Source organism: Bradyrhizobium sp. 27S5 (assembly GCF_037217225.1).
Lineage (GTDB): Bacteria > Pseudomonadota > Alphaproteobacteria > Rhizobiales > Xanthobacteraceae > Bradyrhizobium > Bradyrhizobium septentrionale.
Genome location: NZ_CP147714.1, coordinates 5,779,674 through 5,804,205 on the forward strand (window position 1 = coordinate 5,779,674; position 24,532 = coordinate 5,804,205).

Annotated in this window: 17 protein-coding genes, 1 pseudogene and 1 riboswitch; of the genes and pseudogenes, 10 read left to right on the forward strand and 8 right to left on the reverse strand. The window is 64.8% G+C overall.

Going from position 1 to position 24,532, the window contains the following annotated elements; all coding sequences use genetic code 11:
* Positions 1-108: 108 nt before the first annotated feature.
* Positions 109-1,812, reverse strand: coding sequence for an Ig-like domain repeat protein (locus WDM24_RS27310; RefSeq protein WP_338827927.1), 1,704 nt, complete (start codon positions 1,810-1,812; stop codon positions 109-111).
* On the opposite strand from WDM24_RS27310, the gene WDM24_RS27315 reads away from it, so the two are divergent.
* Positions 1,751-1,933, forward strand: a complete 183-nt coding sequence (locus tag WDM24_RS27315; RefSeq protein ID WP_338832586.1) for a hypothetical protein — start codon at positions 1,751-1,753, stop codon at positions 1,931-1,933. The two genes, WDM24_RS27310 and WDM24_RS27315, sit on opposite strands and share 62 nt — an antisense overlap.
* On the opposite strand, the gene WDM24_RS27320 is transcribed toward WDM24_RS27315, so the two are convergent.
* The 3 genes and pseudogenes from WDM24_RS27320 to WDM24_RS27340 all read right to left on the reverse strand — a co-directional run bounded on the left by WDM24_RS27320 (position 1,930) and on the right by WDM24_RS27340 (position 6,323).
* Positions 1,930-2,718 carry an Ig-like domain-containing protein gene (locus WDM24_RS27320; protein ID WP_338827929.1) on the reverse strand — a complete coding sequence of 263 codons (789 nt, stop codon included), beginning with the start codon at positions 2,716-2,718 and terminating at the stop codon, positions 1,930-1,932. The two genes, WDM24_RS27315 and WDM24_RS27320, sit on opposite strands and share 4 nt — an antisense overlap.
* 87 nt (positions 2,719-2,805) lie before the next feature.
* A pseudogene (locus tag WDM24_RS44540) lies at positions 2,806-4,017 on the reverse strand (Ig-like domain repeat protein); the annotation flags it as partial.
* Positions 4,018-5,123: 1,106 nt separating this feature from the next.
* Positions 5,124-6,323 carry a TrmJ/YjtD family RNA methyltransferase gene (locus WDM24_RS27340; protein ID WP_338827930.1) on the reverse strand — a complete coding sequence of 400 codons (1,200 nt, stop codon included), beginning with the start codon at positions 6,321-6,323 and terminating at the stop codon, positions 5,124-5,126.
* A gap of 316 nt (positions 6,324-6,639) precedes the next feature.
* Here WDM24_RS27340 and WDM24_RS27345 point away from each other — a divergent pair, with 316 nt between their 5' ends.
* The 3 genes from WDM24_RS27345 to WDM24_RS27355 all read left to right on the forward strand — a co-directional run bounded on the left by WDM24_RS27345 (position 6,640) and on the right by WDM24_RS27355 (position 10,332).
* On the forward strand, positions 6,640-8,367 hold the full coding sequence (locus tag WDM24_RS27345; RefSeq protein WP_338827932.1) for an alpha/beta fold hydrolase: 1,728 nt from the start codon (positions 6,640-6,642) through the stop codon (positions 8,365-8,367).
* A 213-nt stretch (positions 8,368-8,580) separates the two neighbouring features.
* Positions 8,581-9,795 (forward strand): NADP-dependent isocitrate dehydrogenase, encoded by a 1,215-nt coding sequence (locus WDM24_RS27350; protein ID WP_338690760.1) that lies wholly within the window; start codon positions 8,581-8,583, stop codon positions 9,793-9,795.
* A 36-nt stretch (positions 9,796-9,831) separates the two neighbouring features.
* Complete coding sequence (locus tag WDM24_RS27355; protein ID WP_338827934.1) at positions 9,832-10,332, forward strand: DUF3455 domain-containing protein; 501 nt, start codon at positions 9,832-9,834, stop codon at positions 10,330-10,332.
* A gap of 1 nt (position 10,333) precedes the next feature.
* Here WDM24_RS27355 and WDM24_RS27360 read toward each other — a convergent pair whose 3' ends face one another.
* Together WDM24_RS27360 and alaS are read right to left on the reverse strand one after the other, a co-directional pair.
* Positions 10,334-11,584 (reverse strand): cyclic nucleotide-gated ion channel, encoded by a 1,251-nt coding sequence (locus WDM24_RS27360; protein ID WP_338832454.1) that lies wholly within the window; start codon positions 11,582-11,584, stop codon positions 10,334-10,336.
* Between the two features lie 11 nt (positions 11,585-11,595).
* On the reverse strand, positions 11,596-14,286 hold the full coding sequence (alaS, locus tag WDM24_RS27365; RefSeq protein WP_338827935.1) for an alanine--tRNA ligase: 2,691 nt from the start codon (positions 14,284-14,286) through the stop codon (positions 11,596-11,598).
* A 201-nt stretch (positions 14,287-14,487) separates the two neighbouring features.
* Positions 14,488-14,577, forward strand: a riboswitch (glycine riboswitch).
* Positions 14,578-14,717: 140 nt separating this feature from the next.
* On the opposite strand from alaS, the gene gcvT reads away from it, so the two are divergent.
* The 4 genes from gcvT to WDM24_RS27385 all read left to right on the forward strand — a co-directional run bounded on the left by gcvT (position 14,718) and on the right by WDM24_RS27385 (position 19,800).
* Entirely contained in the window at positions 14,718-15,863 is a 1,146-nt protein-coding gene (gcvT, locus tag WDM24_RS27370) for a glycine cleavage system aminomethyltransferase GcvT (protein WP_338827937.1), read from the forward strand.
* A 20-nt stretch (positions 15,864-15,883) separates the two neighbouring features.
* A complete protein-coding gene (gcvH, locus tag WDM24_RS27375) occupies positions 15,884-16,249 on the forward strand; it encodes a glycine cleavage system protein GcvH (RefSeq protein ID WP_029083871.1) in 366 nt (121 codons plus the stop codon).
* Between the two features lie 23 nt (positions 16,250-16,272).
* Entirely contained in the window at positions 16,273-19,146 is a 2,874-nt protein-coding gene (gcvP, locus tag WDM24_RS27380) for an aminomethyl-transferring glycine dehydrogenase (RefSeq protein ID WP_338827939.1), read from the forward strand.
* Positions 19,147-19,362: 216 nt separating this feature from the next.
* On the forward strand, positions 19,363-19,800 hold the full coding sequence (locus WDM24_RS27385) for a thioesterase family protein (RefSeq protein WP_338827941.1): 438 nt from the start codon (positions 19,363-19,365) through the stop codon (positions 19,798-19,800).
* Positions 19,801-19,859: 59 nt separating this feature from the next.
* On the opposite strand, the gene WDM24_RS27390 is transcribed toward WDM24_RS27385, so the two are convergent.
* Both WDM24_RS27390 and recA read right to left on the reverse strand, forming a co-directional pair.
* Positions 19,860-20,843, reverse strand: coding sequence for a hypothetical protein (locus WDM24_RS27390; protein ID WP_338827942.1), 984 nt, complete (start codon positions 20,841-20,843; stop codon positions 19,860-19,862).
* A gap of 106 nt (positions 20,844-20,949) precedes the next feature.
* The gene (gene recA, locus WDM24_RS27395; protein WP_166207076.1) at positions 20,950-22,038 is read right to left on the reverse strand and encodes a recombinase RecA; all 1,089 of its coding nucleotides are present in this window, start codon (positions 22,036-22,038) and stop codon (positions 20,950-20,952) included.
* A 600-nt stretch (positions 22,039-22,638) separates the two neighbouring features.
* Here recA and WDM24_RS27400 point away from each other — a divergent pair.
* Entirely contained in the window at positions 22,639-22,794 is a 156-nt protein-coding gene (locus WDM24_RS27400) for a hypothetical protein (protein WP_338690777.1), read from the forward strand.
* 530 nt (positions 22,795-23,324) lie between these two features.
* Positions 23,325-23,528 (forward strand): hypothetical protein, encoded by a 204-nt coding sequence (locus WDM24_RS27405; protein WP_338827944.1) that lies wholly within the window; start codon positions 23,325-23,327, stop codon positions 23,526-23,528.
* Positions 23,529-24,532 lie beyond the last annotated feature (1,004 nt).

Sequence of the window (24,532 nt, forward strand, 5' to 3'; positions counted from 1 at the left end):
CTGCCCAAGCGCGTCGAAAGCCAGCTCGGTACGCTGTCACAGCCGCCCATGTTCGATCGAGACCGAACGCGTACCCAGGCGCCGAAGGTGACTGTGTGGAAACCCTGCCTATTGCGCGCTGAAGGGCACCTGCCCCCTCGCCTTGAAGGTCCAGGTCTGGAAGTTCGCGCCGATGCCACCATATTCGGCGCCGACGCCGAGGGCGGCGCCGCCTTCGAATTTGGCACCAAGTCCCGCGGTCACGCGCGCCGACCAGCCGTCAAGCAGCGGCGTCGAGGCGAGCGGAACGCCGCCGGCCGCGACGATCGCGGCCGCATTGTCCTGGTTGAAATAATAGTCGCCGTAGATGCCGAGATACGGCGCGAGCAAGACGATATCGGTCCAGGCGAATGGATAGATCGCCTTCATGCCGGCCGAGGCGCGGCCGCTCGAGAAGCGGCGGCTCGCCTGCTGGGTGCCGAGTGAATCGACATAGGCGCCTTCATTCTCCCACAACGCATAGACCTTCGCCGACGGCTCGAAGGCAAAACCCCACGCCTTGTAGGTCCCGGTCAGACCGGTTGCGACCATCCAGCGATCGCCGCTGAAATTGCCCTGGGCCGTGCCGGCAACGCTGTTATAGCCGATGCCGGAATAGGTCACGGCGGCGTCGTAGCGCAGCGTCGGCGTGATCTTCCAGCCGAGATAGGAGCCGATGGTCCAGCCGTCGCCGGTCAGCTTGCCGTTGATGTCCTGCTCGGTATAGCTGAAATTCTCGTAGCCGCCGACCACGCCAACCAGGAAGTCCGGCCGCATCCGGTAGGTCAATCCCGCCAGCGCGTTGATCTGCTGGCCATAGAGCGGCGCTGCTGCGGTGGTGGTGCCGGCGGCCGTGGTCGTCGAGGTCAGGCGGTCGATCCCCGAGCCGCGGACATCGACCCAGAACAGCCAGTCCTTGTCTTCGCGGAAATTCTTCGTCGGCGCCTTGCGCGGCATCTGCTGGTCGATCGCCGCGAAGGCATCGTCGACGCGGCGGCTGCCTGTCTGGCCCGTTCGCCCATTGCCGGTGCCTGCAAGGTCGCCGCTCGCACTGTATGCGCTGCGGGATTGCGCGGGATTGACTCCGGCTTCGCCAACATCGTTGCCATCGGCGGCGAAATTGAATCGCATGCCCGACGGGCCCGGGGTGGCAAAGTTGCCGCCATTGTCGTTGAAGCCGTCGGAGATCGCCGAGTCGATTGCCCCCGAAATCGCCTGACCCGAGGCCTGCGCCACCACCTTGGTGACGTTGACCTGCAACTCACGCAGCTTGGCGCTGTCGGACGGCGTATTCACCGTCTGCGCCAACGCTTGCGAGGCGCTCGGGTTGAAATTGGCGCCGCCGCCATAGCTCGCCATGATCGAATGGCTGCCGGCGGCGAGCGTCGTCGTGGTGATAGTCGCGACGCCGGCAGATAGCGTGGCGGTGCCGATCGCGGTCCCGCCGTCGCTGAACGTCACCGTGCCGCCGGGCGTTCCGCCGAGACCCGTGACGACAGCGGTGAACGTCACCGGTTGCCCGGATGGGCTTGGATTGAGCGAGGAGGTCAGCGTCGTGGTGGTGGCGCCCTGCACCACCTGCGATACCGCAGCCGAGGTCGAACCGGTGTAGCTGCCGTCACCGCTGTAGACAGCAGTCACCGCGTGCGTACCCGCGCTCAGCGCATTGGTCGAGAAGGTTGCGGCGCCGCCGCTCAGCGGCACCGGTCCGCCGATCGTCGTTGCGCCGTCCTTGAAGGTCACCATCCCTGTCGGCGTGCCGCTGGCGCCCGTCACCGTGGCGGTGAAGGTCACGGACTGCCCGGCCTTGCTCGGGTTCGCCGAAGACGTCAGCGTCGCGGTCGAGGACGTGACATTGACATTCTGGGTCAGCGCCGACGACGTCGAGCCGGTGAAATTGGTGTCGCCGGCCTAGACCGCGGTGATGGAATGCGCCCCGCCGGTCAATGCGGTGGTGCTGAAGGTCGCGATGCCGCCGGCCAGCGTGACCGGCGCGCCCAGCGCCGTGGCGCCGTCCTTGAAGGTCACCGTGCCGGTCGGCGTGCCGCTGGTGCCCGTCACCGTGGCGGTGAAGGTCACGGACTGCCCGGCCCGGCTCGGGTTCGCCGGCGACGTCAGCGTCGTGGTCGAGGGCGCGACGTTGACGTTCTGGGTCAGCGCCGACGACGTCGAGCCCGTGAAATTGGGGTCGCCGCCGTAGTCCGCGGTGATGGAATGCACCCCTGAGGTCAACGTGGTGGTGCTGAAGGTCGCGATGCCGCCGCTCAGCGTGACCGGCGCGCCAAGCGTCGTCGCGCCGTCCTTGAAGGTCACCGTACCGGTCGGCGTGCCGCCCGACGCCGTCACCGTGGCGGTGAAGGTCACGGACTGGCCCGTGCTGCTGGGGTTGACCGAAGACGCAACCGAAATGGTGGTCGCCCTGGTGCTGACACTGATGTTACCGGTGCCGGTGATGGCGCTGCTCGCCGTATCGATCGCCGTGACGGTGCGATTGCCGGCGGAGTTCAACACGACCGAAAACGTATGCGCGCCGGCGTCGCCGGGGCCGAACGTGTAGTTCGCGGGCAAGACCGCCGCGCCGTCATTGCTCGTGAAATGCACCGTGCCGAGATAGCTCGTGGCAATATTGCTTGAAGCATCCAGCGCCGTGACCGTGACGTTGAACGCCGTTCCCGGCGCGGCGGACGCAGGCGCAGACATGGAGAAGTGCGTGGCCGGTCCGGCGTTGATGGCCTGGCTCAACGCTGACGACGTCGACGTGGAATGGTTGGCATCTCCCTGATAGACGCCGGTGATCGAACGGCTCCCGATTGGAAGCGACGAAGTCGTGAAGCTCGCAGACCCGCCGCTCAACGTGCCGGTGCCCAACAGGGTCGCACCGTCGAAGAATGACACGGTTCCGGTCGGCGCGCCCGACGTCGGCGACGCCGGAGCAACGGTTGCTGTGAACGTCACCGCTACGCCCGCCGTGCCCGGATTTGCCGACGATGACAACGTCGTGCTCGTGGCGTCCTGGTTGACGGTCTGGGGAACGCTGAAGACCGAGCTGCCGTTGAAGTTGGTGTCGCCGCCATAGGAAGCGCGGAGCGAATGGTTGCCTAGCGAGAGCGACGAGGTGGTGAAAGTGGCAACGCCGCCGCTCACCGTGCCGGTGCCGATCGGCGTCCCGCCGTCGGAAAACGTCACCGTTCCCGTCGGCGACAGCGAGGTCGAGATCGCAGGCGTGATGGTTGCCGTCAATGTCACGGACTGGCCGACCGTGCTGGGGTTGGCCGACGATGCCAATGCCGTTGTGGTGGAGTTGGGATCTACCCGCTGCGCGACAGCAGAAGACGTGCTGGTCGTGTAATTCGAGTCCCCGACATAGACGGCCGTGATCGTGCGGCTTCCCGTCGGGAGCGACGAGGTCGTGAAGGTGGCCCTATTGCCGCTCAACGTCCCGGTGCCGATCAATGTGCCCCCGTCAAGGAAGTTCACGGCCCCGGTCGGCGTACCCGTGCCCGGCGCCGTCACGCTGACGGTCGCCGTGAAAGTGACCGGCTGTCCTGCGACGCTGGGATTGAGCGATGAGGTCAGCGCCGTCGTCGTGCTGGCCTGAACGGCAGTGAGGTTGACGGACCGGGTGTTGGAGATGTTGTAGGCGGTCGTATTATCCGGAACGAACCGGGCTATGATCGAGTGAGGTCCCGCGCTGGAGAACGTCGAGGTCAGGGTGACTGCCCCCGCAACGACAGTGCCAGCTGGGTTCAAGGGGCCTGCGTCGATCGCAACCCGCATGGTCCCCGAAGGCACCGAGCTATCGGCGGCGCTCACGGTTCCGTTGATGGTGACCGTTTCTCCAACGACAGGGCTGAAATTGGACACCGATTGAATTGTAAAGGTCGTGTTGGTCTGTGCATGCGCCGCAGCGGCAGAAAGAAGCATCGCAAGACAGATCGCCGTGACGTACCGTCCGGCTTGCGCCGAACTCGCGCGCAACATGCGCGCAAAGGCGCTCATCCCCAAAAAGGCAGCCACCGGAAAACCCCAACCCCACGAAACGGCGGAGGCGAGCGAGCCCGCAACGCGCCAAACTCATCAATTATTTTCAGCCAGAAAGTCGCCGCCACTTAGCAACGACAACGATGCAAAGACAATTGGCACACGCACAGATCTCGCTGCATCCACCCGGAGAACAAGCAATTCTCTCGCCGCGTTACTCAACTGCAACAACGCGAACTCGCGGCTCACTGCCGACAGTTTGCATCTCGTGCGGTGCATGCGCTGAATGAGAATATCCCGTGCGCAAAGTGATATTCATCGGCGCTGACGATCGACGAGAAACGTCTGACCGCAGATGATGCGAATCGAAATTGGAGACGGCGGACACTCGGCACGTCAGGCGACAACGAGTGCAAAGGCGACCCGACGGGCAACTCAGCAAAACCTGTCAAGCCCACGCGCTGAAAATATTTCGCTTTATCAGAAAAACAACTCAGTGTATGGTTCGCCCGTCTCACCCGATCGAGGGGCGCTGCGCATCGTCACGGGTGTTGCGGTGAGATGCGGTGGACGCTGATTGCGCAACTGACGAGTGCGCATGACGCGGACGGTGAAGTCGTGTGGTCCTGACGCCCTAGCGGCCGGTGTCCTTTTGTGAGACGCAACTGCGTCTTGCGAAGGCGGTGACAAGCAAGCCCAGTCTCGCCGGGGAGAGCACGAAGTAAGCCGTAACCCATCGCGCAGGGAAAGCCGGATTGCTCCGGTTACACCTGTGGTCCTACCCCCGAGCTCTCTACCCTTTTGCTCGGGGCCCATGGGTGCGATCGGCACCCGGCTTTCCCTGCGCCCTCTATTCTCAGAGGGCGAAACGAAGAGCAAAGCTCGGACGATTCATGTCGCGAGAACGCGGTTGTTTGACTCACAGGCCGGGCCACACATTCACCGTCGTCCCGGCGAAGGCCGGGACCCATAACCACAAATGCCGATTGTTATGCACCGTTGGAACGACGAGTCCCGTCAACCACATCTGCCGCGGCGTATGGGTCCCGGCCTTCGCCGGGACGACGTGTGGAGAGTATCCGGGCCTCAAATCGATTCTTGCGCGAACGGAACGCCCGCAAACCTCACCGCCCCTGCCGCAAACTCCCCTCCAGCCGCGCCAGTTCGCCGTCGAGATCGCGCTCGACGTCAGCCACATGCATGTCGACCACCCGATAGTCGCGCGCCTCGAGCCAGGCGCGGCGCTTGGTGCGGTCAGCGCCGATGGCCTCGCTCTCGTTCGGATTGACCAGCTCGATCGCGATCCGGTGCACGAACGAGACGAAGTCGGGGATGTGGCGGCCGACCGGGGTCTGGCGCTTGAACTGGCCGGCGAAGCGGCGGTCCCGGGTCAGCGCCTGCCACAGGATCCGTTCGGCGTCGGTCGGATTGCGGCGGAGCAGCCGGGCGAGGCCGCGGACCGTGCTGCTGTTGTCCGCGGCCGCACCGCCCCCTCCCTGTTCGGCGAGCAGCGCCCGCAGCCTTGTCGCCTGGGCACCGTCGAGCACCCCGCCCTTGGCCGGGCCCTTGCGCCCCTCGGCGATCGCCATCACCACGCCGTGCAGCGTGTGCATGTCCTGCTTGGTCGGATCCATCCGGGTGAATATGTTGCGCAGGTTCACCAGCATGGTGTCGCGCTTCTCCGCCGGCCGCAGGAACTCGACCTTGTCGAGCTCGGTGACGAGGTTGTCGAAGAACGCCTGCATCTGGTGCTGGGAGGCCGGCTCGGACCGCTCGGGCATCGCGAACGGCAGCGCGCCCGCGGTCGACAGCTTGAACCACTCATAGCCCATCAACAGCACCGCCTGCGCCAAATTGAGCGAGGCGAAGCCCGGGTTGACCGGGAAGGTGATGATGCGGTTGGCGAGCGCGACCTCCTCATTGGTCAGGCCGGAGCGTTCCCGCCCGAACAGGATGCCGGCGCCCCCACCGGAGGCGACATGGCCGACGATCTCGCCGGCCGCGCCTTCCGGCCCGACCACCGGCTTGGCCTGGTCGTGCGCGCGGGCGGTGGTCGCAAACACCAGCGTCAGGTCGGCGATCGCCTGCTCGACGGTGTCGAACAGTTCAACCGAACCGATGATGTGGTCGGCGCCGGCGGCGGCGCGTTGCGCGGCGACATTCGGCCAGCCGTCACGCGGATTGACGATGCGCATCCGGGTCAACGCGAAGTTACCCATCGCGCGCGCGGCCATGCCGATGTTCTCGCCAAGCTGCGGCTCGACCAGGATGACGACGGGACCGGCAAGGTCGTGCCCTGCCTTGGTCTTGTCGGTGCCGGACATCTCACTTCACTTTCTGATTCAACGTCTGAAGGTTTTGAATCAGCTTCCGAAGAGCCTGATTCAAAGTCTCATGCAGGCGGCCCAAGAGCAGCATCGACCAGCTGTGTACCGGTTTTGCGCGGGACCATTTTCTCCAAGGAGATAACAGGGTTAGCGGCGATTGCGAATCCTCAATCGGAGTCCAGGTGGCACGCAGCGCAGGCTGCCGCTTGCGCGCGCTTCGCCTTCGGATAGGCTATCAACCACAACCAAAGCGAAGCTGTAAAGGCACGCTTGAGACGCCGGTTGAACGGCGAGGCACCTTGGGGGGACGACGATGCGGGGCAGATGGACGCTGGCGATTGTGGGCCTGGTTTTGATCTTGGCGGGGGGCCTGCTCGCCCACCTCACGCAGACCGCAGGCGGCATCCGGATCGAGGAAGTCAGGTTCAAGGGCGCCAAGGGCAACACGATGAGTGCCCTGCTCTATATCCCGGCGAATGCCACGGCGCAGATCCCGGCGCCAGGCATCCTCGCGGTCCACGGCTACATCAATTCGCGCGAGACCCAGGACGGCTTCGCCATCGAATTCGCCCGCCGCGGCTATGTCGTGCTGGCGCTCGACCAGACCGGCCATGGCTACAGCGACCCGCCCTCCTTCGCCAACGGCTTTGGCGGACCCGACGGCCTTGCCTATCTCCGCAGCCTGCCATTCGTCGACAAGGAGAACATCGGGCTCGAGGGCCATTCGATGGGCGGCTGGACCGTACTGGCCGCCGCCGCCGCGATGCCCAACGACTACAAGTCGATGGTGCTGGAGGGGTCTTCGACCGGCAAGCCGTTCGCCGCCGAGGGCACCGCGAGCTGGCCGCGCAACACCGCTTTGGTGTTCGCCCAGTACGAGGAATTCTCCACCCTGATGTGGGGCGTCGACCTCGCCCGCGACGTCGCCACGAGCCCAAAGCTCTGGGCGCTGTTCGGCACCCAGGGCGCGGTCGAGCCGGGCAAGGTCTATGGCGATCCTGCTGCGGGCACCGCACGGGTGCTGTACACGCCGGCGATGACCCATCCGGCCGAGCACATCTCGCATGAGGCGATCGGCTACAGCCTCGACTGGTTCGCCAAAACGCTGAAGGGCGGCACGGCGCGCCCCGTTGACGACCAGATCTGGTTCCGCAAGGAGATCGGGACCCTGATCGCGCTGATCGGCTTCGTCGCGCTCGTGATCGGGACGTTCGACGGGCTGCTGGAGGCACAGATGTTCTCCCGCCTGCGGCTGCCGGCGGTCGCCGACGGCACCATGCCGCCGCATGAGGCCGCGAGCGGCCGGCGCTGGACCACGGCGTTCATCCTCTCGGCCTTCATTCCGGCGCTGACCTATTATCCGGCCTTTGCGCTGGGCGGCACCTTCGTGACCCCGAGCACGTTCCTGCCGCAGGGCATCACCAACCAGATCCTGGTCTGGGTCATCATCAACGGCCTGATCACGCTCGCCCTGATGCGGTTCGCGCCGAAGCGCGCCAGCCGGGCCGGCCTCGTCGGTCAATCCGTCGTGATCGCGGTGATTTCGGTTGCGGTCGGCTATGCCGCGCTCTGGCTCGCCGACCTCGCGTTCAAGATCGACTTCAGGTTCTGGATCGTCGCACTCAAGTTGATGAGCGCGAAGCAATTCCTCATCTTCCTGATCTATCTGATTCCGTTCACGACGTTTTTCGTCGTGGCGCTGCACGTGCTGCACCGGAATTTCTCGACCATGGATGCCCCGCGCGGGGCGCTCTATCTGACCAACATCCTGGCGCTGACGTTCGGTTTCATCGTGTTGCTGGTCCTGCAATACGGCACGCTGTGGCTGACCGGAAAACTGTTCAATCCGATCCCGGACCCCAGTTTCGTGCCGCTCTCGACCATCGTTGCGATCCAGTTCGTGCCGCTCCTGGCGATCGTCGCCGCGATCGCGACCTTCACCTGGCGGCGGACCGGATCGAGCCTGCCGGGCGCCCTGATCGCGGGCCTGTTCGTGACCTGGTACATCGTGGCCGGGACGGCGACCCAGGTCCCATTTTAGAGGGTTTTCAAGCGAAGCGGGCACCGGTTCGCGTGAAGAAAACCCGTCAAAGACAAGGACCGGGAGCCGCCATCAGAATGGCGGTTCTCGATGAAAAGATGGGCTTAAAGTGCATAACCGGTCCGCTTCCGCCGGCCCCCGGGCGGTGCTATAGCGCAGGCGTATTCCAACCCGCGGTCAAAAGCGCGCTGTTCCCAAGAGGGCCCCTCCGTCATGGCAAAAATCAAGGTATCCAATCCCGTCGTCGAGCTCGATGGCGACGAGATGACCCGGATCATCTGGCAGTACATCAAGGACAAGCTGATCAACCCGTTCCTGGATGTCGAACTGCTGTATTTCGATCTCGGCATGGAATACCGCGATGCGACCAATGACCAGGTGACCATCGACGCCGCCAACGCCATCAAGAAGGTCGGCGTCGGCGTCAAATGCGCCACCATCACCCCGGACGAGGCCCGGGTGAAGGAATTCAACCTGAAGGAAATGTGGAAGTCGCCGAACGGCACCATCCGCAACATCCTCGGCGGCTGCATCTTCCGTGAGCCGATCATCTGCAAGAACGTGCCGCGCCTGGTTCCCGGCTGGTCCAAGCCGATCATCATCGGCCGCCACGCCTTCGGCGACCAGTACCGCGCCACCGACATCAAGTTCCCAGGCAAGGGCGTGCTGACGATGAAGTTCGTCGGTGAAGACGGCGCCGTGATCGAGAAGGAAGTGTTCAAGGCGAACGGTGCCGGCGTCGCAATGCAGATGTACAATCTCGACGATTCCATCATCGATTTCGCCCGCGCCTCGTTCAATTACGGCCTGATGCGCAACTACCCGGTCTATCTGTCGACCAAGAACACGATTCTCAAGGTCTATGACGGCCGCTTCAAGGACATCTTCCAGGACGTATTCGACCGCGAGTTCAAGAAGGACTTCGACGCCAAGGGCCTGACCTACGAGCACCGCCTGATCGACGACATGGTCGCCTCGGCGCTGAAATGGTCCGGCGGCTATGTCTGGGCCTGCAAGAACTATGACGGCGACGTGCAGTCCGACACCGTGGCCCAGGGCTACGGCTCGCTCGGCCTGATGACCTCGGTGCTGCTCACCCCGGACGGCAAGACGGTGGAAGCCGAAGCCGCCCACGGCACCGTGACCCGCCACTATCGCGAGCACCAGAAGGGCAAGGAGACCTCGACCAACTCGATCGCGTCGATCTTCGCCTGGACCCGTGGCCTCGCCCACCGCGCCAAGCTCGACAACAATCCGGAACTGGCGAAGTTCGCCACCACCCTGGAGAAGGTCTGCGTCGCGACCGTCGAAGAGGGCTACATGACCAAGGACCTCGCGCTGCTGGTCGGCGCCGACCAGCGCTGGCTCTCGACCACCGGCTTCCTCGACAAGGTTGCCGACAACCTCGGCAAGGCGATGGCGGCCTAAGGCCGCCTGTTGCCGAACGTTGCAGTGAGCGTGACCATGACCCTACTCGGCCGGGTGACGCTCGCATCCTTGTTGCTGACCGGATCGGCGGCGCTCGCTGCCGATCCCCTGCCCGCCCCCGTTGCGGCGCCGGACGAGACCGCGGTCCTCACCGTCCACGCCGAGGGCGCCCAGGTCTATGAGTGCAAGCCGGTCACCGACGGCAAGCTCGCCTGGTCGTTCCGCGAACCCATCGCCACCCTGATCGCCGGCGGCCGCACGGTCGGCCGGCACTATGCCGGCCCGAACTGGGAGCATGTCGACGGCAGCGCCGTGACCGCCCGCACCGCCGGCAGCGCACCCGGCGCGACGGCCGCCGACATTCCCTGGCTGAAGCTCGAAGTGATTGCCCACCGCGGCAATGGCCTCTTCACCAGCGTCGCCACCGTGCAGCGGATTAACACCTCGGGTGGTGCGCTCGACGGCGCCTGCGACAAGGTCGGCGCGTTGCGGAGCGCCCCCTATTCGGCGGATTACGTGTTCCTGCGCCGCGACTGAGCTAGTCGCGGATGCCGCCGTCGGTCTCGCGCGGCGCCTGCGCGATTTCGCCGGCGGCAAGGTCGCCACCGGCCGTGAGCGGATCGGCGAGCCGCGCCTCCGCCGTTTCCCGGACATGGGCGGCGAGCGCCGGCATGCGCTCGATCAGGGCATGGAAGTCCTGCGCGTCGAGCGCCAGCAGCTTGGTCTTGCGCGTCGCCGTCACTGTGCCGGAGCGGTTGGTGCGTCGGAGCAGCGCGATCTCGCCGAAGAACGCGCCGTCGGCAAGCTTCACAAGCTGGCTCGGCAGGTCGATCTCGACCTCGCCGGCGGTGATGAAATACATCGACGACGCCGCGTCGCCGCGCCGCACCAGCACCTCGCCGGCCTCGATGGTCTGCGACCGCAGCAGGCGCATGATGTCGGCGATATCGGCGGCGTTGAGATGCGAGAACAGCGGCACCCGCGCCAGCATGCCCCAAGTCACGACGAAGTCGCGGCGCCGGACCTCGTCGGCGAACGCGGTCGAGACGATCGCGACCGGCAGCGCGATCATCGCGAAGCCGACCACGATCGCAACCACGGTGACGATCCGCCCGAGCGGCGTCACCGGGACGACGTCACCGTAACCGACGGTGCCGAGCGTCACGATCGCCCACCACATCGCCTGCGGCATGGTGCCGAACTTGTCCGGCTGCACCTTGTGCTCGATGGCATAGAGCAGCGAGGCGAACAGCAGCACCGCGCCGGTCAGGATCACGACGCAGCCGAACAGCGTGCGCCGCTCGGCGTGCAGCGCCGCCAGCAGCGAGCGCATCGCGGTCGAATAGCGCACCAGCTTCAGGAACGGCAGCATGCCGAACAGCACCAGCGCGGTCTTGTCACCAATCACAAGCGCGATGGCCGACGGCAGGAAGGCGAGCAGGTCGATCACGCCGAGCGCCGAGAAGGCGTATTCGAGCCGCGCCTGCAGCGGCGTCATGTCGCGCAGCGAGCGGCCGACCACGCTCCAGAGCCGCGCGGCATATTCCAGCGCAAAGGCGATGACGGCGGCGATTTCAATCGCCGTGAACAGCCACCACAGCTGCGCGTCGAACTCGGGCACCGATGCCAGGATCGCCGCCAGCACATCGACACTGATGATCGCGATGACGAGCCGGACAAAGCGCGAGCCGACCGAACGCGGCAGGTGGTCCTGCTCGAGCAGCTCGCAGAGACGGTCGCGCAGCCCGGGATCGCTGATCGTGGGCTTGCCCGGAGCCGTCGCCACGATCAGCCTCTCCGTCAGGCGCCGGCCGATGCCTGCTGAGTCATGGCCTGCTCGATCGCCGACAGCGCGGCATCCGCCTTGGCGCCGTCGGGGCCGCCCGCCTGCGCCATGTCGGGCCGGCCGCCGCCGCCCTTGCCGCCGAGCACCTCGGAGCCCTTGCGCACCAGCTCGACCGCATTGAAGCGCGAGGTCAGATCGGCGGTAACACCGACCACGATACCGGCCTTGCCGTCCTCGGTGACGCCGACGATCGCGACCACGCCCGAGCCGATCTGCTTCTTGCCGTCGTCGACGAGGCTCTTCAGGTCCTTGGTCTCGACGCCCTCGACCGCGCGGGCGAGCAGCTTGACGTTGCCGACCTCGCGCACGCCCGAGGCCGCGCCGTTCGACGACGCGCCGCCACCGCCCATCGCGAGCTTCTTGCGGGCGTCCGACAGGTCGCGCTCGAGCTTCTTGCGCTCTTCCATCAGCGCCGTGATGCGTGCCGGCACATCCTCGATCGTGGTGCGCAGCTCCTGCGCCGCGCTCTTGGCCAGCGCCATCGTGTCATTGGCGTGCCTGCGCGCATGGCGCCCGGTCAGTGCCTCGATGCGGCGAACGCCCGACGCCACCGCGCCCTCGCCGGTCACCGAGATCAGGCCGATATCGCCGGTGCGGCGGACATGGGTGCCGCCGCAAAGCTCGACCGACCAGCCGAGCACGTTCTGGCCGTGCTCGCGGGCGCTCTTGCCCATCGAGACGACGCGGACCTCGTCGCCGTATTTCTCGCCGAACAGCGCGCGTGCGCCGGCCTCGCGGGCGTCGTCGACCCCCATGATGCGGGTCGTCACCTCGTCATTCTCGAGCACGACGTCGTTGGCGATGTCCTCGACCCGGGCAAGCTCGTCCGGCGTGATCGGCTTCGGATGCACGAAGTCGAAGCGCAGCCGGTCCGGCGTGACCAGCGAGCCGCGCTGGGCGATGTGATCGCCGAGCACCTGGCGCAGCGCCTCATGCAAGAGGTGCGTCGCGGAGTGGTTGGCGCGGATCGACGAACGCCTCGCGTGATCGACCTCGAGCTGCAACGCGGTGCCGACGTTCAGCGTGCCCTGCTCCACCGTGCCCAGATGCACGAACAGATCGCCTGCCTTCTGCTGCGTGTCGGTGACGCGGAACTTGACGCCGTCACGCGTAAGGATGCCGATGTCGCCGACCTGGCCGCCGGACTCCGCATAGAACGGGGTCTGGTTCAACACGATCGCGCCGCTCTCGCCGGTCTTGAGAGTGCCGGTCTCGGCGCCGTCCTTGACCAGTGCCGTCACCACGCCTTCCGCGCTCTCGGTCTCATAGCCGAGGAATTCGGTCGCACCGAGCTTCTCGCGCAGCGGAAACCAGATCGCTTCGGTCGTCGCCTCGCCCGAACCTGTCCAGGAGGCGCGCGCCTTGACGCGCTGCCGCTCCATCGCATCGGTGAACGCCGCCTGGTCGACGCTGATGCCGCGCGACTTCAGCGCGTCCTGCGTCAAATCCAACGGGAAGCCAAAGGTGTCGTACAGCGTGAACGCGGTGTCGCCGTCGAACATGTCGCCCTTCTTGAGGCCGGCGCTCTTCTCGTCGAGGATCGATAGGCCGCGCACCAGCGTCTTGCGGAAGCGCGTCTCTTCCAGCCGCAGCGTCTCCTCGATCAGGTTCTCCGCACGCACCAGGTCCGGATAGGCCTGGCCCATCTCGCGGACCAGCGCCCAGACCAGCCGATGCATCAGCGGCTCATGCGCGCCGAGCAATTGGGCATGGCGCATCGCACGGCGCATGATCCGGCGCAGCACGTAGCCGCGGCCCTCGTTCGACGGCAGCACGCCGTCGGCAATCAGGAACGCCGACGAGCGCAGATGGTCCGCGATAACCCGATACGACGCAACGGTCTGCTCGTTCGGACCGTGTCCGAGCGCGGATGCGGCCGCATCGATCAAATGGTGGAACAGATCGGTCTCGAACACGCTTTCGGCGCCTTGCAGGATCAAGGCCATGCGTTCCAGGCCCATGCCGGTGTCGATCGAGGGACGCGGCAGCGGCACGCGCTCCTCCTTCGTCACCTGGTCGAACTGCATGAACACCAGGTTCCAGAACTCGAGGAAGCGATCGCCGTCCTCCTCCGGACTGCCCGGAGGTCCGCCCCAGATATGCTCGCCGCGGTCGATGAAGATCTCGGAGCACGGACCGCACGGCCCGGTATCGCCCGCCGCCCAGAAATTGTCCGACGTCGCGATGCGGATGATGCGGTCGTCCGAGAAGCCGGCGATCTTCTTCCAATGGCCCGCCGCCTCGTCGTCGTCGTGGTAGATGGTGACGAGCAGCTTGTCCTTCTTCAGCCCGAAATCCTTGGTGACCAGGTTCCAGGCGAGCTCGATCGCGCGCTCCTTGAAGTAATCGCCGAACGAGAAGTTGCCGAGCATCTCGAAGAAGGTGAGATGGCGCGCGGTGTAGCCGACATTGTCGAGGTCGTTATGCTTGCCGCCGGCGCGCACGCATTTCTGCGCGGTGGTCGCGCGCTGATAGGAACGCTTCTCGACGCCGGTGAAGACGTTCTTGAACTGCACCATGCCGGCCGCCGTGAACATCAGGGTCGGGTCGTTGCGCGGCACCAGCGGCGACGACGGCACGATTTCGTGGCCGTTCGCCTTGAAGTAGTTCAGAAAAGTCGACCTGATGTCGTTGACGCTGCTCATGTTCATCCAATCGGAAATAGGGGCCGGTCAGCCGCAAAAAGGCGTCATTTCCGGCCGAACGCTTTTAGACAAGGCCAGCTGCGGTGTCCAGAAACTGTGCAGGCGGATCATGGGCTTGCCGCGGCAGCACAAAGCCCATTGGATAGTTGCTGCGGCTGCGTTGACAGTCTTGGTGGCGCCGTGTTTTCTACCTACCTATAGCTAAGTCACGTCGGGAGAGACCGGCCTTGCGCCGGCGCCGAAGGAGCAACCGCCCCGGAAACTCTCAGGCAAAAGGACCGCGTGACGTCTGACATCTGGAAAGAGGCGCTGGGGTCATCCCCGATGCGTCCGCCGACGGGATAATACTCTCAGGCACAGCGACAGATGGGGCTTTCTGCAGGTTTCTCAAGGGGAAATAGGTCCCCTGCGGGAACCGCGAGGGCCCTGTGATGCTTGCGCGCGAAACTTCCCCGCTGAAACAGACCCCGCTGCACGCGCTGCACCTGGCGCGCGGCGCCAAGATGGTGCCGTTCGCCGGCTATGACATGCCGGTGCAATACACCGCCGGCGTGCTCAAGGAGCACTTGCACACCCGCAGCAACGCCGGCCTGTTCGACGTGTCCCACATGGGCCAGCTCGCGCTGAAGCCCAAATCCGGCAAGGTCACTGATGCAGCGCTCGCGCTGGAAAAACTGGTGCCGCAGGACATTGTCGGCATCGCGCCGGGACGGCAGCGCTACGCCCAATTCACCAATGACGACGGCGGGCTGCTCGACGATTTGATGGTCGCGAATTTCGGCGATCATTTGTTCCTGGTGGTGAACGCCGCCTGCAAGGCCGAGGACGAGGCGCATCTGCGCGCGCATCTCTCCGACGCCTGCGAAATCGTGTCGCTGGCCGACCGCGCGCTGATCGCGCTGCAGGGGCCGACAGCCGAATCGGCGCTGGCGAAACTTTGTGCAGATGTCAGTTCGATGAAATTCATGGACGCCGGCCCGCGCCGCGTCGCCGATATCGACTGTTTCGTCTCGCGCTCCGGCTACACCGGCGAGGACGGTTTTGAGATCTCGGTGCCGGCGGACAAGGCCGAAACCCTGGTCACCGCACTGCTGGACAATCCCGACGTGCTGCCGATCGGGCTTGGCGCGCGCGACAGCCTGCGGCTCGAAGCCGGGCTTTGCCTCTATGGCCACGATATCGACACCACGACGACGCCGGTCGAAGGCGCGCTGGGATGGTCGGTACAGAAGGTTCGCCGCAGCGGCGGCGGCCGCGCCGGCGGTTTTCCGGGCGCCGACAAGATCCTCGCACAGTTCGCGCAAGGCGCTTCCCGCCGCCGTGTCGGCTTGCGACCGGAAGGCCGCGCGCCGGTGCGCGAAGGCGCCGTCCTGTTCGCCGATCCGACCTCGACCGAGCCAATCGGCAAGGTGACGTCGGGCGGCTTCGGCCCGAGCCTCAATGCGCCGGTTGCGATGGGCTATCTGCCGACCTCGCTTTCCGCGCTCGACACCACCGTTTTCGCCGAGGTGCGCGGCCAGCGGCTGCCGCTGAAGGTCGCCGCCACGCCCTTCGTTCCCAACACCTACAAACGCTGAACGCCAAAGGATCGATCCCCATGACGACGCTGTACACGTCCGACCACGAATGGCTCCGCATCGAGGGCGACGTCGCCACGATCGGGATCACCGACTACGCGCAATCGCAGCTCGGCGACGTCGTGTTCGTCGAATTGCCGAAGGTCGGCCGCAGCCTGAAGAAGGCCGAGGCCGCCGCCGTCGTCGAATCCGTCAAGGCCGCCTCCGACGTCTACGCGCCGATCACCGGCGAGGTGATCGAGGTCAACGAAGAACTCGCGGCCGAGCCCGCGCTGGTCAATTCGGATGCCGGCGGCAAGGCCTGGTTCTTCAAGCTGAAGATATCAGACAAGAGCGAGCTCGGCGGCCTGATGGATGAGGCCGCCTACGCCGCCCACACCGCCTAAAGGATCAGCCCGAGGATCAAGCCATGAACGCGCCCTTCAAGCCGATCAACGAAGCCGCCACCGATTTCGTCCGCCGCCACATCGGACCGTCGCCGCGCGACGTCAACGCGATGCTGGAGACGGTCGGCGCTGCGAGCCTGCAGGCACTGATGAACGAGACGCTGCCGGCGTCGATCCGCCAGAAGGCGCCGCTCGATCTCGGCCGCGCGCTGAGCGAGACCGAGGCGCTTTCGCATATGAGCGAGCTCGCCGCGCAGAACCAGGTGTTCACCTCGCTGATCGGCCAGGGCTATTCCGGCACCATCCTGCCCGCGGTGATCCAGCGCAACATCCTGGAGAACCCGGCCTGGTACACCGCCTACACGCCGTACCAGCCGGAGATCAGCCAGGGCCGGCTCGAAGCGCTGTTCAACTTCCAGACCATGGTCTGCGACCTCACCGGGCTCGACGTCGCCAACGCCTCGCTGCTCGACGAGGCGACCGCGGCGGCGGAGGCGATGGCGCTCGCCGAGCGCCACTCGCAGGTCAAGGCGAAGGTGTTCTTCGTCGACAAGGAGGTGCATCCGCAGACGCTTGCGGTGATGCGCACGCGCGCCGCGCCCTTGGGCTGGGCACTGGTCGTCGGCGATCCCCTGACCGAACTCGACAAGGCCGACGTGCTCGGCGCGCTGCTGCAATATCCGGGCACATCAGGCGCGGTGCGCGACCTCAGGCCTGCGATCGCGTCGCTGCGCGCCAAGGGCGCGCTTGCGATCGTGGCGGCCGACCTGCTGTCGCTGACGCTGCTCACCTCGCCCGGCGAGCTCGGCGCCGACATCGCAATCGGCTCGGCGCAGCGGTTCGGCGTGCCGATGGGTTATGGCGGGCCGCACGCCGCCTACATGGCGGTGCGTGACACGCTGAAGCGCTCGCTGCCCGGCCGAATCGTCGGCCTGTCGGTGGATTCCCGCGGTGCACCCGCCTATCGGCTCGCGCTGCAGACCCGCGAGCAGCATATCCGCCGCGAGAAGGCGACCTCGAACATCTGCACCGCGCAGGTGCTGCTCGCCGTGATCGCCTCGATGTATGCGGTGTATCACGGCCCCGAGGGCCTCACCCATATCGCACGCAGCGTGCATCGCCGCGCCACCGTGCTTGCCGCAGGCCTGCGCAAGCTCGGCCTTGCGCCGACCAGCGACGCCTTCTTCGACACCGTGACGGTCGAGGCCGGTGCGAAGCAGATCGAGATCGTCTCCCGTGCGCTGGCGGAGCGGATCAATCTGCGCATCGGCGCAACCACGCTCGGCATCGCGCTCGACGAGACCACGACGCCGGAGACCGTCGAGGCGGTGTGGCGCGTGTTCGGCGGCAAGCTCAGCTATGCCGAGATCGAGGCGGCCGCACGCGAGGCGCTGCCGAAGGAGCTGCGGCGCAGCAGCGCCTTCCTGACCCATCCTGTGTTCAACACCCACCGCTCGGAGACCGAGCTGCTGCGCTACATGCGCAAGCTCAGCGATCGTGACCTCGCGCTCGACCGCGCCATGATCCCGCTTGGCTCCTGCACCATGAAGCTGAACGCCACCACCGAGATGATCCCGCTGACCTGGCCGGCGTTCGGCAATCTGCATCCGTTTGCGCCTGCGGATCAGGCCAAGGGCTATCACGCGCTTTTTAAGCGGCTGGAGGCTTGGCTGTGCGACATCACCGGCTATGACGCGGTGTCGCTGCAGCCGAACTCCGGCGCGCAGGGCGAATATGCCGGGCTTCTCGCCATCCGCGGCTATCATCTCGCGCGCGGCGAGCCGCACCGCAAGGTGTGTCTGATCCCCTCCTCCGCGCACGGCACCAATCCGGCCTCGGCCGCGATGGTCGGCATGGACGTCGTGGTGGTGGCCTGCGACGCGCGCGGCGATGTCGACGTCAATGATCTTCGGGCCAAGGCGGAGAAGCACTCGAAAGACCTCGCCGCCGTGATGATCACCTATCCGTCGACCCACGGCGTGTTCGAGGAGCATATCAGCGAGATCTGCGACATCGTGCATGCGCATGGCGGACAGGTCTATCTCGACGGCGCCAACATGAATGCGCAGGTCGGGCTGTCCCGGCCCGGCGACTACGGCGCCGATGTCAGCCATCTCAATTTGCACAAGACCTTCTGCATCCCGCATGGCGGCGGCGGCCCCGGCATGGGCCCGATCGGCGTCAAGGCGCATCTGGCGCCCTATTTGCCGGGCCATCCCGCAACCGACGGCACGGTTGCGCACGCCATCGGCCCGGTGTCGGCCGCGCCGTTCGGTTCGGCGTCGATCCTGACCATCTCCTACATCTACATCCTGATGATGGGCGGCGAAGGGCTGACGAGCGCCACGGAGATCGCGATCCTCAATGCGAATTACATCGCCGCGCGGCTGCAGCCGCATTTCCCGGTGCTGTATCGCAACGTCCGCGGCCGCGTCGCGCATGAGTGCATCGTCGATCCGCGGGCGCTGAAGACGACCAGCGGCGTTACCGTGGACGACATCGCCAAGCGGCTGATCGACTACGGCTTCCATGCGCCGACCATGAGCTTCCCGGTGGCGGGCACGCTGATGATCGAGCCGACGGAATCGGAATCGAAGTTCGAGATCGACCGCTTCTGCGACGCCATGATCGCGATCCGCAACGAGATCGCGGAGATCGAGAAGGGCCGCTGGAAGGTCGAGGCCTCGCCGCTGCGCCACGCGCCGCACACCGTCCACGACATCGCCGACGATGCCTGGAACCGGGCCTACAGCCGCGCCGAGGGCTGCTTCCCCGCGGGCGTGTCACGTTCCGACAAATACTGGAGCCCGGTCGGGCGCGTCGACAACGTCTATGGCGATCGCAATCTGGTGTGCTCGTGCCCGCCGGTGGAGGATTACGCGCAGGCGGCGGAGTAGCGCGGGCGATTAGCGTAGGTGCCGTAGGATGGGTAGAGCGCAGCGAAACCCATCACCAGTGCCAATCACGCTCAATGAACGATGGGTTTCGCTTCCACCTTCGCTCTTCGAGCTACGGCGGACAAGTCGCGGTACCCATCCTACGGTCTGGCAATCATAAGGCCCGGCGAGACTGCGGGGCGAACGACGGCGAGCAATGCCGCGGCAGGAGGATTCATGCGCCAGGAATTCTGGTTTCATTTCCCGTTTCGCGTCCGCTATTCCGAAGTCGACGCGCAGGCGGTGGTGTTCAACGCCCACTACCTGACCTATTTCGACACGGCGATCACCGAATATTTTCGCGCGATGGGCTACGACTATCTCGGCGAGGTGGCGCGAACCGACGTCGACTTTCATACCGTGAAGTCGGTCGTCGAATACAAGGCGCCGATCCGGTTCGACGAGGACATCGAGGTCTGCGTGCGGGTCGCGCGGATCGGCCGCTCCTCGATCGTGCTTGCGCTTGCGATCTTCGCCAAGGGCTCCGACGACCTTCGCGCCACCGGCGAAATCATCTGGGTCGCCACTGACCAGAAGACGCACCAATCGGTCGCCGTGACCGAGGACCTGCGGGCGCTGATCGCGAGCCGGGAAAAGGCGCTGGCGCAGGGGTAAGCCGACTGCCAATCCGCGTTGCGCGGATTGAGACACAACGGCCACTCCGCCATCGGGCGCTAGTGCTTCACCAGGGTTGGGCTCCAGCGCCAGAGATTGTCGTTGGTGAGGTGCGTGCCGCCCCACCAGCGATCGATCGGATTGTGACGACTGAAGTCCTCCTTATGGGCGAGGACAGCTTCGCCAAATTCAGTCAGCGACAGCCGGCTTCGCCGATAGGCCTCCATGCGCGCTCGCAAATTCTCAGGGGCGATGACGCGTAGCTCATCATCGAGCCCGGCGATCGCGGGCTGCGGCCCATGCGCGAGCCCTTGAAGCAGCGTCCCGATTTCCATGTCGGTGAATACCGCGCGTTGACCGAACCCGCGAAGGTAGAACAACCCGTTCGTACCCATGAAGCCCGCCGCAATCAGTTCGAGCAGTCGTAGTTCGGTCGCGCCAAGTCCCGATCTGCTCCACGGAAGCTCCTGGAGCAGGTCAAGCAGGGCCGGCCTCAGCAAGGGAAAGCCGCTGAGGTCTCGACATAGCGCATCGAAGCAAGCCTCGGGCGTTGCCGCGCGATAGGCCTGCCAGCAGATGCTTGCGGTCTCGAGGTCGGCAGGCCGTATGTTGATAAGCGGCACTTCGTTCCATCCGCGCCATGTCTCGTGCAGCGTCGACAGAGCGAAAGCGACCAGGCGCAATTTCAACTTGGCCGCCATCGCCGGGTAGGCCCGGAAATGATCGAGCAACCAAATCAGCTGCAATTGATCATTTGGGTCCGGATCGAACCAAAGCTCGACAATCTCGTAAGGTTCGCAGAATTCGATCAGCGCGAGATCCCTGCGCGCCCTGGCATCCTGAGGCCACTGGCTCCGCGTGCTCCAGTGCGACCAATGTCCGACCGGATCCTGGTCCGACCTTAATCCGAAGTAAGTCTCAAGCTCTCCTAGCGGCGGCAGTGGTCCGCCGACAAATCGAAAGCCGGATGTAATAGCGACCTCGGCGAGCCCCGAACGTGTGAGGCTAAGGCCGGACGGACTGGTCAGGATGAGGCGCTTCATCGGCACAACTCTCTCGACGCCGGCACCAAACGAAACGGGCGCCGAAGACGTCGGCAACTCAACGTCCTCAGCGCCCGCTTGCAGCGAAATCCTGCAGCCTTACGGCTTACTCCTCGGTCGGCTCCTCGCCCTCGGCGTCGCGCTCGGGCGTGCCGGCGAGGATCTGCTCGGAGATCAGGCCGGAGTTCTGCCGGATTGCGGCCTCGATCTTGGCGGTGATGTCGGGGTTCGCCTTCAGGAAGGCCTTGGAATTCTCGCGTCCCTGGCCGAGCCGCTGGCTGTCATAGGAGAACCAGGCGCCCGACTTCTCGACGATGCCGGCCTTGACGCCGAGGTCGAGGATCTCGCCCATCTTGGAGACGCCCTCGCCATACATGATGTCGAACTCGACCTGCTTGAAGGGCGGCGCCAGCTTGTTCTTCACCACCTTGACGCGGGTGGTGTTGCCGACCACTTCGTCGCGCTCCTTGATCGCGCCGATGCGGCGGATGTCGAGGCGGACCGAGGCATAGAACTTCAGCGCGTTGCCGCCGGTGGTGGTCTCCGGCGAACCATACATCACGCCGATCTTCATGCGGATCTGGTTGATGAAGATCACCATGGTGTGGGACTTGTTGATCGAGGCGGTGAGCTTGCGCAGCGCCTGGCTCATCAGGCGCGCCTGCAGGCCCGGCAGTGCATCGCCCATCTCGCCCTCGAGCTCGGCTTTCGGCACCAGCGCCGCGACCGAATCGACCACCAGCACGTCGACCGCACCGGAGCGCACCAGCGTGTCGCAGATTTCCAGCGCCTGCTCGCCGGTGTCAGGCTGCGAGATCAGCAGCTCGTCGATGTTGACGCCGAGCTTGCGCGCATAGACCGGGTCGAGCGCGTGTTCAGCGTCGATGAAGGCGCAGATGCCGCCCTTCTTCTGGCCTTCCGCCACCGTGTGCAGCGCCAGCGTGGTCTTGCCCGAGGACTCCGGCCCGTAGATCTCGACGACGCGGCCCTTCGGCAGCCCGCCGACGCCGAGCGCAATGTCGAGCCCGAGCGATCCCGAAGATATCGTCTCGACATCCATCGAGCGGTCGTTCTTGCCGAGCTTCATCACCGAACCCTTGCCGAACTGGCGCTCGATCTGGGAGAGCGCGGCTGAGAGGGCCTTGGACTTGTCCATGGAGGATCCTTCGACGATACGCAGGGCAGTAGCAGACATTGGGATGTGCTCCTTATGGCGGGGATTCGCTAGCGGGACAAACGGGTGATGAGATCGGGCGGAATGCGTTTTTGATTGGAACCTCGTACCACGTTTGTTCTATGTTCGCAATATGTTCTTTCTGGCAAATCGGTGCTGGCCTGCTTTATCCCCTGGTGGCCCGGTTTGAATCTTGGCGTGGTCCGTTTTGGATTAAGCGAACAGAAACCAAGGCTTGGCCGATGTTCTCAGTAGGACTACTGAGCGGCCCTATTCACTGTTCTGGGCATATAAATCTTGATGATGCTCAATCCGTTCTTGCGAGAACAAAAGATAGGGCCGTCCGTGACCGGGATGGACCGAACGGCCCCAGCCAGCCCGTAGTACCAAAATGGAAGAATGGGCCGACACTCCTAGTTACGGGACATCGGGCAACCGGTTGCGCGAGAGGCGTTGCTGAGCCCCTTTCACCGAGTGGCCAATGTCCCCAGGATTAGGATCGCCCAGCCCGAAACTAACCCACGATAACTTGGTTATAGAACATCACCGACACGATTTTGGGCGTCGGTGGCTGAGAGACCTATCGGGCTCCCGCCTTTCATTGGAATGGGAGCGCACTCCATGTGTGCGAAGTGTGTCGAGTTGGACGAAAGAAGCGTCCATTACGCTGCGCTCGCCCGAACGATCACGGATCGGCAGACCATCGACGGCATCGCGCAGTTAATTGCAGAGCACGAAGCCCAGAAGCGCAAGCTGCATCCGGAGCCGAAAGAGTAAGACCGCCCTCAGTTGGCGAACGCGCTTCGTTCCTGTTTTCAATTGATAGCCCCGCAAACGTCTCTGATATCCGCAGATTGTGCCAACGAGAGAAGCGGCGCTCTATTTGGCGACCGGGTGTGAACCTTTGGTTGCTCCGGCAAGACCGACCATCACCGGGATTTTGTTCGTACCCTCTCGGGGCTAGAGCCCAGCGCCGCCTGCAAGATTTTCAAGCGGGCGGCGTTGTGCTGTCCGGTGTCCTTCGATCACTCGAAACGGCCCCGGCGCGCGGGCTAGCGGGATACGCGCCGGGGCCGCCCCCTTGGGCGCTCCGTCCGGAGAGCGCAATTCACTGTATCGGGAAAAAGTGGCAACGGAGCCCGCCCTGGTGGATTACCTCATTTTGACAAGTGTCCTAATTTCCCGCTGCGAGGAACATCCCGTCTTTCGATCCGTTGATGATTCATCACCGCACCGCCCGTGGGCATCGACCGGGGATGAGATCGCCCGGTTAGTGCTCCCGCCCAATACCAGCAGGGTGCAGCGCCATGCAGAAGCGGCGTCGTTCCAGGCACTCGCAATCACTGCAAGAACGTCTTGCCGACGAGGCCATGCGCCTGCGCGAGGAAGCCAGCACGCTTCCCCCGATCCACCAAAAGAAGGAGACCTTGCTGAGGAAGGCGCGGCATGACGAGACCACCGCTCACTTGACGGAGTGGCTGATGTCCCAGGGTTTGCGGATGCCCCTCTAGATCAGGGAGGACGACCATGCAGGCGAACCACCACCATATCGATGGCGTGGAGGTTGCCTTTGTCTGCGCTGCGGCGGTGTCGCTGGTGGCCCTGTTCGTCAGCGTGGCCTGGCTCTTGTTGCGGTGACATCCAGCAGCGACATCCAGCCGGGGAACGCGGACGGCCGCGGGCTGTTCTGCGCTGCCTCATTCCTCGCTTCGACGATCCGAACGAAAAGGGCCCCGGCGAGGGGGACCCGCCGAGGCCAGAACAACTTAGTCACTCGATTCTAGACCTCACACCGACACTTTGCTGGGTGCGTTTGGAGTACCGGAGTCATACGGACCAAAGATGTGAACCTTGCGCCCTCCTCGTCCGTAGCTATCCAGGTCAGGATTTTGCCAACCCTCCTGGGGCTAGAACCAACGCCGTCCGTCGTATTTCAATGCGGGCGGCGTTGCTCATTTTTGGGCCCTGGACCAGCAGTCCGAGGAACGAACCGAAACCTGGAGAGTCGGTTCTCAAGCTCCCGGCCTTAGCCCCCAAGCCCACCGGGAGTAGCGATCCCCGGCGCTGTGAAACCTCCGGCGCCCGGGGATCGTTGGTTGGCGAAAGGCCGATGCAATCTTCAACAGGAAATGACGAATGCGATGACCGGTAGGGACCAGGCAATTGGCTGACGAAAGCCGCCTGCTCCACTAGGCTCGCCCCATGACCTGCTTGTCTCGTCACAAAATAGACGACCCCAGCGCGGGGGCCACGCTGAGGCCGAACTTCCCACATCGCCCGGTGCCGTCGGCGGACAGCAACCGAACCTGTGACAACTGGGCGCTGCTCATGTCGGTTCCTGTTCAGCCAACGTCGTCCGCATATATTTCAAGCGGGCAGCGTTGTGCCGGAAGACACGCTGAGGCCGGAAAACCGGAATCGTCGCGCGGCATCCTCACGCGGGACGCATTGCCGAAATCAATTAACGTGTTAAGATTTATCGACTCCGACAATCAGCCGACAAGAGCCCGGAGCG